We start from the raw sequence: 9,374 nt of genomic DNA, 5'->3' as shown, positions 1-9,374 counted from the left end.
CGGCCGACGTCTGGCCGGAGCTGCGCACGACCGTGCTGGACTGGGCCGAGCCGGCCCTCGCGCTCGGCCGCGAGCTGGCCGCCGGGACGCTCCCCGGCACCCGCTGGCAGCGCCAGGTGATCGGCGAAGGGCTGACCGTCCCCGAGGACACCGACCTGGTCACCGTCTCGTACGTGCTCGGCGAGCTGACCGGCGCCGACCGGGACGCGGTCGTCGCGGCGGCGGCCCGGGCCCGGACGGCCGTACTGATCGAGCCGGGCACCCCGGACGGGTACGCGCGCATCCGCGCGGCCCGCGAGCAGCTGGTGGCGGCCGGGCTGCGGGTCGTCGCGCCGTGCCCGCACAGCGCGGCCTGCCCGATCGTCCCGGGCGAGGACTGGTGCCATTTCGCGGCCCGGGTGAACCGCTCCTCGCTGCACCGCCAGGTGAAGGGCGGATCGCTGCCGTACGAGGACGAGAAGTTCGCGTACGTCGCGGCGACCCGTGTCGACGCCCGCCCGGCCCCGGCCCGCATCGTGCGCAAGCCGCTGCTGCGCAAGGGCCAGGTGCTGCTGGACGTGTGCACGGCGGAGGACGGCCTGCAACGCCGTACGGTCACCAAGCGGCAGGGGGCCGTCTACCGCGCCGCGCGGGATGCCTCCTGGGGCGGCACCGTGCCGGGCGAGGAGCAGCCGGACAACGAGCGGCCGGGCGAGGCGTAGGCCGGATCCCGGCGCTTCCGAGGTGAAAGGGCGCGCACGGGGTCCAGCCTGCGCCCCCTATGCGCCCCTGATGCGCCCTCGTACAACGCGTCCCGTACACCCCGAATCTCCGCTCCGGTCACCCAAGGAGGAGGATGGTGGCAGCATTGATCCCAGACCACCGCTCGAAGTGAGGGGATAGATGGAACGCAAGAGCAGGTTCTCCCAGTGGCTGCGCCGGCCGAGGAGCGGTTCGGACGGCGTCGATACGGACACGGGATCATCCGCGGCCCAGGGCGGCCGCGAGGACCTGCTGCTGGCAGCGGCCGAAGCGGGTTTCCCGCTGGCCCCGGCGGCGCACCCCTCCGGCTACGGCTGTTCCTGTGAGCGCATCGGCTGTCCGACCCCCGGCCGGCACCCCATCTCGTTCGGCTGGCAGACCGTCGCCACGACCGACCCCGAGAAGGTCACCCAGTGGCTGCGGAAACACCCGCAGGCCAATTTCATCACCGCCACCGGCATCGCCCACGACGCGCTGGACGTACCCCTCGCAGCGGGCCGCAACGCGCTGGCGCGGCTGGACGCCGAGGGCGTGGAGGTCGGCCCGGTCGTGCTGAGCGGCGCCGGGCCCCGGGAGGGCCGGATGCTGTTCTTCACGGCCACCCGCGGCACCCCGGACGACGAGGACGAGTGGTGGCCCTGCGAGCTGGACTGCCACCCCGAGACCATGGACGAGCACCCCGGGCTGCGCTGGCACTGCCGCGGCAGCTATGTCCTGCTGCCGCCCTCCCGGCTGCCCGGCGACCAGCCCCCGGTGACCTGGCTGCGCGGCCCGGAGCGCCCGCTGCCGGACCCGCTCACCCTCCTGGAGGCGCTGACCGACGCCTGCGCCGCGTTCGCGCGCGAGGACAACGAGCACGAGTCGGCGGCCTGGCCGATCGGCCGCTGACCGCTATCCGGCCTTGGCGGCCGTTTGCCGCAGCAGCCGGGTGAGGAAGACCACCCGGCCGCCGTCGTCCTCGGCCGGCACCTTCACGACCTGTTCGGAGACGGTCGTGAAGGTCATCTTGTTGGTCTTCTCCTTCGGCCCGTCCAGCACCGCCTCGACCTCGGGCGTGATGTTGATCGTGCTGCCCGGGGACAGCGTCTTGTGCTGGAAGTGGTGCGTCGCGAAGAAGGCCAGCGCGCCGCCGTCCTTGGTGCGCAGCGCCATCGCCGGGAACTTGTACGCCTGGTCGATGGTGTCGATGCGCCGGCCCGGCTGCTTGGCGACGGCCGCGCGCTGCTGCCGCAAGCGGTCGGTGTACGGCCCGGGCGCGAAGGTGTCGCCCTCGCCGGTCTTGAGGTACCTCGCGTACGTCCTGCCCAGCTTGCCCGGGTCGACCGTCAGGCCGGCGGACCCCTTGCCGGCCGGTACCGCTTCGGCGTAGCCGTCGGCGTCGGTGGCGAACTCCGGCACCGCACCCGCACTCAGCGGCAGAAGGTAGGCGGCCTTCCACTTCTCCTGCGGGCCGCTGCGGGTGAAGGCCAGGGTCCAGCGGCTGTTCTTGCGGTTGCTGACCGTGTTGGCGAGGAAGAACTTCGGCCAGCCCGCCATCTTCGGGATGACGAACTCCGGGTCGCGCAGTTCCAGCGGCTGGAAGCCCGTGCCCAGCCGGCGGTCGGTCTTGATGACGGCCTCGTCGATGTCCTGCAGGGCGCCCGTCTCGTACGTGGCGGTCACCGCCGGGTCATGGGTCGTGTTGGCCTCGTTGTACCCGGCGACGAACTGCTTCAGGACCTTGCCGGCCTCAGCCTTGGACAGTGCCGGGATCTTCTCCCGTTCGCCGTGCACCGTCATGCACCCGCTCAGCGTCAGCAGTGCCGCGCTCGCGGTCATCATCGCGACGGGCACCCGGAACGGCGACCTGCGTGTCATGGGGCTCGGGCTCCTTCTGGGCGACCGGGGCGGACTCTGCGGCCGCCGGGGTGGCTCGATTCTGCGCAACCCTACCGGGGGCGAAGAAGAAGAGGAGCGTGGGGATCAGGTAGAGGCACCAGACCACGACCTGGACAACTGTCGGGTCGGGCTGGAAGTTGAAGACGCCCTTCAGCAGTGTGCCGTACCAGCTGTCCGCGGGGATCTGCTCGCTGATGTCGAACGCCTTGCTGCCCAGGCCCGGGAGGAAGCGGGCCTCCTGCAGGTCGTGGACGCCGTACGCGAGGACGCCGGCGGCGACCACGACGAGCATCCCGCCGGTCCAGGTGAAGAACTTCGCGAGGTTGATCCGCACCGCGCCGCGGTAGAACAGCCAGCCCAGCAGCACGGCGGTGAGCAGGCCGAGCACCACGCCGATGAGCGGCCGGGGCGTACCGTCCGAACTCGCCTGCACGGCCGCCCAGACGAACAGCGCGGTCTCCAGGCCCTCGCGGCCCACCGCGAGGAAGGCGGTGACCACGAGGGCGAAGGTGCCCATCGCGAGCGCCGCGTCCAGCTTGCCGTGCAGCTCGGCCTTCATGTGCCGCGCGGTGCGGCGCATCCAGAAGACCATCCATGTCACCAGGCCCACCGCGATGATCGACAGCGAGCCGCCGAGCGCCTCCTGTGCCTCGAACGTCAGCGTCTGCGAGCCGAATTGGAGCGCGAAGCCGAAGACGAGCGCGAGCAGTACCGCGACGCCGATGCCGAGCCAGATGGGCTTCAGCGCCTCGCGGCGGCCGGTCTTGACCAAGTAAGCGACGAGGATGCAGACGACCAGGCTGGCCTCCAGCCCTTCGCGCAGGCCGATCAGATAGTTACCGAACACGTCGGTTCCCTCTCATTTCCGATAGAAGTCAGGCGAACAGCGCCCGGCCCCACCAGTCGTCCTTGCCGCGGACGCCCGGCGGGACCGCGAAGACCGCCGAACCCACGTGCTGGATGTATTCGTTGAGCGCGTCATGGCGCGCCAGGTTCTTCTGCAGCGGCACGAAGCCGTCCCGCACGTCCCGCTGGTACGCGAGGAAGAACAGCCCCGCGTCCAGCCGGCCCAGGCCGTCCGTGCCGTCGGTGAAGGAGTAGCCGCGGCGCAGGATGCGGATGCCGCCGTTGGCGTCGGGGTGCGCGAGCCGCACGTGCGCGGTCGGCAGCATGGACTTCAGGTGCGGCGCGTCGAACTCCTTCCGGCGGCCGGCCGGGGCGCCCTCGCCCTTGCTGCGCCCGAAGACGCCCTCCTGCTCCTGGAGCGAGGTGCGGTCCCAGGTCTCGATGTGCATCCGGATGCGGCGCGCGACGAGGTACGAGCCGCCGGCCATCCAGCCGCCGGCCCCCTTCTCGTCCTGCTCGCCCACCCATACGTGCTTGTCGAGCGCCGCGGAGTCGCTGCCGGCGATGTTCCGGGTGCCGTCCTTGAAGCCGAACATGTTGCGCGGGGTGTGCGCGTCCGGCGTCGTGGAGGAGGTCTTACCGAAGCCCAGCTGCGACCAGCGCACGGCGACCTTGCCGAAGCCGATGCGGGCGAGGTTGCGGATCGCGTGCACGGCGACCTGCGGGTCATCCGCGCACGCCTGGACGCACAGGTCGCCGCCGCTGCGGGCGGCCTCCAGGTTGTCGCCGGGGAACTTCGGCAGATCGATCAGCGCCTCGGGCCGCCGGCCCTTGATCCCGAAGCGGTCCTCGCCCTTCTTCTCGAAGAGCGTGGGCCCGATGCCGAAGGTCAGGGTGAGCCGGGAGGGCTTGAGGTCCAGCGCCTCGCCGGTGTCGTCCGGCGGCGCCTCGGCGAGCCCGCCGACCGCGCCCTCGCCGACCGGCCGGCCCGCCGTCATCTTCGCGGCGGCGGCCGTCCACTCCTTGAGGAGGTCGATCAGCGCTTCCCGGTCGTCGGTGGTGACGTCGAACGCGGCGAAGTGCAGGCGGTCCTGGACGGCGGTGGCGATGCCTGCCTGGTGCGTGCCGTGGAACGGGACGGCGGCACCGGTGCCGTCGGCGGCGGGCGCGGCCTCGCCGCCGGTGTTCAGCGCGGCGGCCGTGCCGCCGGCCGCGACCGCGCCGAGCGCGAGCCCGGCACCGCCCCAGCCGATCAGCGCGCGGCGGGAGGGGGTACGCGCTGCCGCGTCCGTCCCGTCCTCGGCGGTCCGCGTCAGGTCATCGGATTCGACTGCCATGGGGCCCTCCTACTGGGCGACGGCGGCGGCGAGCTTCGACAGCGGCTCGGCCAGCGCGCTGACGCCGTCCGACAGCGTCTTGCGGTCGCTCTTGGAGACGGTGTCGTACGAGACGAAGCCGTCGCCCTCGCGGTACTCGTCCAGCTGCTTCCCGATCGCCTCGAACTGCCTGTCCAGCTCCTTGACCAGCGCCGGGTCGTTCTTCTTGGCGACCGGCTTCAGCAGCTCGTACGCCTTGCGCGCGCCCTCGACGTTGCCCTCGAAGTCGACCAGGTCGGTGTGGCTGTAGCGCTCTTCCTCGCCGGTGACCTTGCCGGTGTAGACCTCGTCCAGCAGCTCCTTGGCGCCGTTGGCCATGCTGGTGGGGGTGATCTCCGCCTTACCGACCCGCTGCTGCCAGTCCTCGAGATCCTTGATCAGCTGATCGGCCAGCTTCTTGTCGCCCGCGGAGATCTTCTTGGTCTTCCACAGGGACTCCTCCAGCTTGTGCCAGCCGGTCCACTTCTGGCCGTCCTCCAGACCGTCCTCGCGCACGTCGACCTTGGGGTCGATGTCACCGAAGGACTCCGCGACCGGCTCGGTGCGCTCCCAGCCGACGCGGGAGGGCGCGTACGCCTTCTTCGCGGCCGCCAGGTCGCCGTCCTTGACGGCCTCGGCGAACTTCTTCGCCTTCGGCAGCGTCTCGTCGGCCTGCTGCTGCACGTACTTGCGGTACTCGGCCACCGCCGCGTCCAGCTTCGGGTCCCGCTTCGCCGCGGCGCCCTTGCCGGTCACGGTGATCTTCTGCCGGATGCCGGCGCCCTTCATGCCGGGCTTGCAGGCGATCTCGTACGAACCGGCCTTCACCTCGGCGGTGATGGCGGCCCTGGTGCCCGGGCCGATGTTCTCCCGCTCGGTGACGATGCGGTCGCCGGGCGCGTAGACGTACACCTCGGTGACCTTGCTGCCCTTGTTCTCGACCGCGAGCTTCACGTGCCCGGCCGGGAGCTCCTTCTTCGACACCTCGCACGCGTTGTCGGACGCGGTCACCGCCACGGCGCCGGCCTTCCCGGCGTCGCCCGACAGCTCGCTCTTGGCGGTGCACGCTGTTGCGGTCAGTGCGGCGGCCACGGTGATCGCGGCAGCGGTTGCGGAGCGGAGGGCTCGCATGAAGGCTCCAGGCTGGTTCGGGCGGCGCTCGGACGAGGGGGGACGGATCCGGCGCCGTCGGTCTTCGGCTCAGTTCTACTAAGGCGCACCTAAGTTATCTGAGGCTTACCTGAAGACAAACCAACTGTCCAGTGATCCCTCTCTCACGGACAACGAGGCCATAACAGGCCACCCTGCACTAGGCAATGACTTGGCAATGCACTGGTCAAGGTAAGGGCCAGTGGCGCTGATGATCTCTCACCCCTCTTGAATGGCCCCATGACTGAACTGCATGTGGTGCGGGTGTTCTGCGGGCCGGGCGGCGAGGGCGGGAATCCGCTGGGGATCGTACGGGACGGGGCGGCCGTGCCCGGGCAAGACGCGCGGCAGGCGCTCGCCCGGGAACTGGGCTTCAGCGAGACGGTGTTCGTCGACGACGCCGGGCTCGGCGCGGTCGACATCTACACGCCGACGGCGCGGCTGCCGTTCGCCGGGCACCCGCTGGTCGGCACGGCCTGGCTGCTGCGGCACCTCGGGGCGCCGGTGGACGTGCTGCGACCGTCGGCCGGTGACGTGCCCGTGCGCCACGACGGGGAGCTCACCTGGGTACGGGGCCGCGCACAGTGGGCGACGGGACGCACGCCCCGGCAGTACGGCTCGGTCGCCGAGGTGGACGCGCTGCCCGCGCCGCCGCCGGGCGAGGGCTGGCTGTACGCGTGGGCGTGGGAGGACGAGACGGCGGGGCGGGTGCGAACGCGGGGGTTTCCGCGCCGGGGCGACAACATCGACGAGGACGAGGCGACCGGGGCCGCGGCCCTGCAGCTCACGCACGAGCTGGGCCGGGCGCTGGACGTGCGGCAGGGGCGCGGCTCGCAGATCCTCACCCGGCCCCGGCCAGGAGACCTGATCGAGGTCGGCGGCCGGGTCGCCCTGAGCGACGTACGGCGGCTCGGCTAGGGCGTGTCTTTTGGATCAGCCCGGATCAGGTCGCGGCGTCTGGTGCGGTGGATCGCAAGGCGGAGCATTGCCCGCGTACCGGGTTGTACGTGGGCATTGCGACAACGCCGCGAGGTGCCGTGCCTGGGGGCACCTCCCAGCGGTAGCTGGGGGAGTCGCGGCCCCGGGATGATCCGAAAGACGCGCCCTGGCCGCCGTACGCGGGCTCACGCGCTCAGCGGGCTCGCGCCGCCTCCGGAGAACTCCGCGTCCAGCTCGCGCAGGACCGCGACGTTCAGCGCATAGGCGCGCCTGCACTCCTCGACCACCCGCTGCTTCTCCAGGTCGTCCACGGGCAGCGCGTCCAGCAGCGCGCGGTACTCGCGCTTGAAAGCGGCGGGATTGCCGATGTCCTCGAAGACGTAGAAGCGGACGCCGTCGCCCTTGCGCGCGAAGCCCCAGGCCTGCTCGGCCGTGCCGCGGACGATCTGACCGCCGGAGAGGTCGCCGAGGTAGCGGGTGTAGTGGTGGGCGACATAGCCGGCCGGCCACTCGCGGGCGCACTCGGCGATCCGTGCCGCGTACGTTTCCGTGGCGGGCAGCGGCCGGAGCGCGCCGCGCCACCCCGCCCCGCCCAAGTACGCGAGGTCGCGCTCCAGCTCGGGCTTGCGGGTCAGCTCGGGCCGGAGGAAGGGGCCGGCGACCGGGTCGGCGGCGAGCGCCTCCGCGGTCTCCTCCAGGGCGCGGTAGACGCACCACAGCTGCTCGGTGTAGCGGCGGTAGGCGGCGACGCCGAGCCGGCCGCCGAGCATGTCGTCCATGAAGGAGGTGTGCTGCACCTCGGTGTGCGCTTCTCGGGACGCCGTACGGATCAGTGTGGAGAACGGCGTGGAGAGGGCGGGGCTGTGCGCGTCCAAGGCGGGCCTCCGGGGACCGAGCGGTAGCGGCCGGGAACCGATTGTGGCAACTTAGGCTTACCTAAGTCAACCGGTTCCCGACGCCCTGTCGGTAAACCTGTACCCGCCCTCGTACTCAGGGAAGCGTGAGGATCTCCGCGCCGGTCTCCGTGACGACGAGGGTGTGCTCGAACTGCGCGGTGCGCTTGCGGTCCTTCGTCACCACCGTCCAGCCGTCCTCCCACATGTCGTACTCGTGCGTGCCCAGCGTCAGCATCGGCTCGATCGTGAAGGTCATGCCGGGCTTGATCTCGGTCGTGTGGTGCGGGCTGTCGTAGTGCGGCACGATCAGGCCGGAGTGGAAGGACGTGTTCACGCCGTGTCCGGTGAAGTCGCGGACGACGCCGTAGCCGAAGCGCTTGGCGTAGGACTCGATGACCCGGCCGATGATGTTGATCTGCCGGCCCGGCTTCACGGCCTTGATGGCGCGGTTCAGCGACTCGCGGGTCCGCTCGACCAGGAGCTTGGACTCCTCGTCGACGTTGCCGCAGAGGTAGGTGGCGTTGTTGTCACCGTGCACGCCGTGGATGAACGCGGTGACGTCGAGGTTCACGATGTCGCCGTCCTGCAGGACGGTGGAGTCGGGGATCCCGTGGCAGATGACCTCGTTGAGCGAGGAGCACAGCGACTTGGGGAAGCCGCGGTAGCCGAGCGTGGAGGGGTAGGCGCCGTGGTCGCACATGTACTCGTGCGCGACGCGGTCCAGCTCATCGGTGGTCACGCCCGGCTCGATGAGCTTGGCCGCCTCCTCCATCGCCTGGGCCGCGATCCGGCCCGCGATGCGCATCCGCTCGATGGTGTCGGCGTCCTGCACCTCGGGACCCGTGTACGGGGTCGGCGCGTCCTTGCCGACGTACTCGGGGCGCGGGATGGCAGCGGGGACGGGGCGCTTGGGGGAGATGGTCCCCGGGACAAGAAGAGACTGGCCAGACATGCCAGCGAGTGTATCCGCGAGCCATCGGGCAGGATGGCGTCAGGCAAGGCGCCCACTTGCGGAGGAGGCCGGGATGGCACTGTTCAGGCGGAAGACGGCAGGGAAGCCCGGCGAGTGGTACTACTGCCTCAAGCACGGCACGGTCGAGGAGGGCCCGGAGTGCCGGGCGGCCGACCGGATGGGTCCGTACGGCAGCCGCGAGGAGGCCGCGCACGCGATGGAGACGGCCCGCGAGCGGGAGGCGGAGTGGCGTGAGGACCCCCGGTGGAACGACGCGAGCGGCGGGACGTCCTGAGTCGCGGCGCTGACCTGCGGAGCGTCCCCCCGGTTTTCACGTGCCGGACGGGATCGATCCGGCCGCGGCCCGCGCCAGACACGTGGCCAGCCGCGCCCGCGGCACCGGCTCGCCGCCCCGGCGCGGGTGCACCGCGTTCGTGAGCAGCACGAGGAATGTGTCCGTTACCGGGTCGAGCACCAGGCTCGTCCCCGTGAAGCCGGTGTGCCCGGCGGCGCCGTTTGCGGCCAGTTCGCCCATGAAGCCGGGCTGCGCGACGCGGAAGCCCAGGCCCGGCGGCGCGAGCATCAGCGCGACCGTCTCCGGGCGCAGCACGGGGCCGC

The 9,374-nt window shown here is 71.4% G+C and carries 11 protein-coding genes; 4 read left to right on the top strand and 7 right to left on the bottom strand.

Translation table 11 applies throughout. The features are described from left to right. Both ABT381_RS33720 and ABT381_RS33715 read left to right on the top strand, forming a co-directional pair. The coding region (locus ABT381_RS33720; protein ID WP_351601218.1) for a small ribosomal subunit Rsm22 family protein at positions 1–701 on the top strand (701 nt) is incomplete at its 5' end. 181 nt (positions 702–882) lie between these two features. Next, on the top strand, positions 883–1,629 hold the full coding sequence (locus tag ABT381_RS33715; protein ID WP_351601215.1) for a bifunctional DNA primase/polymerase: 747 nt from the start codon (positions 883–885) through the stop codon (positions 1,627–1,629). 3 nt (positions 1,630–1,632) lie between these two features. Here the strand turns inward: ABT381_RS33715 and ABT381_RS33710 are convergent, their stop codons facing one another. From ABT381_RS33710 to efeO, 4 genes are read right to left on the bottom strand one after another with little or no spacing between them, the layout of a single operon-like run. Continuing rightward, entirely contained in the window at positions 1,633–2,562 is a 930-nt protein-coding gene (locus ABT381_RS33710; RefSeq protein ID WP_467754192.1) for an SCO2278 family lipoprotein, read from the bottom strand. Then, positions 2,471–3,466 carry an iron uptake transporter permease EfeU gene (efeU, locus tag ABT381_RS33705; protein WP_351601209.1) on the bottom strand — a complete coding sequence of 332 codons (996 nt, stop codon included), beginning with the start codon at positions 3,464–3,466 and terminating at the stop codon, positions 2,471–2,473. The genes ABT381_RS33710 and efeU overlap by 92 nt, the downstream gene beginning before the upstream one ends. Before the next feature lie 28 nt (positions 3,467–3,494). Next, positions 3,495–4,802 (bottom strand): iron uptake transporter deferrochelatase/peroxidase subunit, encoded by a 1,308-nt coding sequence (gene efeB, locus ABT381_RS33700; RefSeq protein WP_351601206.1) that lies wholly within the window; start codon positions 4,800–4,802, stop codon positions 3,495–3,497. Between the two features lie 9 nt (positions 4,803–4,811). After that, a complete protein-coding gene (efeO, locus tag ABT381_RS33695; protein ID WP_351601203.1) occupies positions 4,812–5,951 on the bottom strand; it encodes an iron uptake system protein EfeO in 1,140 nt (379 codons plus the stop codon). Between the two features lie 258 nt (positions 5,952–6,209). On the opposite strand from efeO, the gene ABT381_RS33690 reads away from it, so the two are divergent. Beyond that, the gene (locus ABT381_RS33690; RefSeq protein WP_351601200.1) at positions 6,210–6,887 is read left to right on the top strand and encodes a PhzF family phenazine biosynthesis protein; all 678 of its coding nucleotides are present in this window, start codon (positions 6,210–6,212) and stop codon (positions 6,885–6,887) included. 206 nt (positions 6,888–7,093) lie between these two features. Here the strand turns inward: ABT381_RS33690 and ABT381_RS33685 are convergent, their stop codons facing one another. Together ABT381_RS33685 and map are read right to left on the bottom strand one after the other, a co-directional pair. Beyond that, a complete protein-coding gene (locus ABT381_RS33685) occupies positions 7,094–7,783 on the bottom strand; it encodes a biliverdin-producing heme oxygenase (RefSeq protein WP_351601197.1) in 690 nt (229 codons plus the stop codon). Positions 7,784–7,898: 115 nt separating this feature from the next. Further along, a complete protein-coding gene (gene map, locus ABT381_RS33680) occupies positions 7,899–8,756 on the bottom strand; it encodes a type I methionyl aminopeptidase (RefSeq protein ID WP_351601194.1) in 858 nt (285 codons plus the stop codon). A 73-nt stretch (positions 8,757–8,829) separates the two neighbouring features. Here map and ABT381_RS33675 point away from each other — a divergent pair, with 73 nt between their 5' ends. Then, positions 8,830–9,051, top strand: coding sequence for a hypothetical protein (locus ABT381_RS33675; RefSeq protein WP_351601191.1), 222 nt, complete (start codon positions 8,830–8,832; stop codon positions 9,049–9,051). A 36-nt stretch (positions 9,052–9,087) separates the two neighbouring features. Here ABT381_RS33675 and ABT381_RS33670 read toward each other — a convergent pair. Beyond that, positions 9,088–9,374: serine hydrolase (locus ABT381_RS33670; protein ID WP_351601188.1), on the bottom strand; the 287-nt coding region annotated here is incomplete at its 5' end.

The organism is Streptomyces sp. NPDC000151, from assembly GCF_040301705.1.
GTDB lineage: Bacteria > Actinomycetota > Actinomycetes > Streptomycetales > Streptomycetaceae > Streptomyces.
The sequence above is the reverse complement of the archived record's forward strand: the minus strand, read 5'-3'. Positions and strand labels throughout refer to the sequence as shown.

Coding starts and splice junctions, on each gene's coding strand:
- ABT381_RS33715 (WP_351601215.1), top strand. CDS start 883: ATGGAACGCAAGAGCAGGTTCTCCCAGTGGCTGCGCCGGCCGAGGAGC.
- ABT381_RS33710 (WP_467754192.1), bottom strand. CDS start 2,562: ATGATGACCGCGAGCGCGGCACTGCTGACGCTGAGCGGGTGCATGACG.
- efeB (WP_351601206.1), bottom strand. CDS start 4,802: ATGGCAGTCGAATCCGATGACCTGACGCGGACCGCCGAGGACGGGACG.
- efeO (WP_351601203.1), bottom strand. CDS start 5,951: ATGCGAGCCCTCCGCTCCGCAACCGCTGCCGCGATCACCGTGGCCGCC.
- ABT381_RS33690 (WP_351601200.1), top strand. CDS start 6,210: ATGACTGAACTGCATGTGGTGCGGGTGTTCTGCGGGCCGGGCGGCGAG.
- map (WP_351601194.1), bottom strand. CDS start 8,756: ATGTCTGGCCAGTCTCTTCTTGTCCCGGGGACCATCTCCCCCAAGCGC.
- ABT381_RS33675 (WP_351601191.1), top strand. CDS start 8,830: ATGGCACTGTTCAGGCGGAAGACGGCAGGGAAGCCCGGCGAGTGGTAC.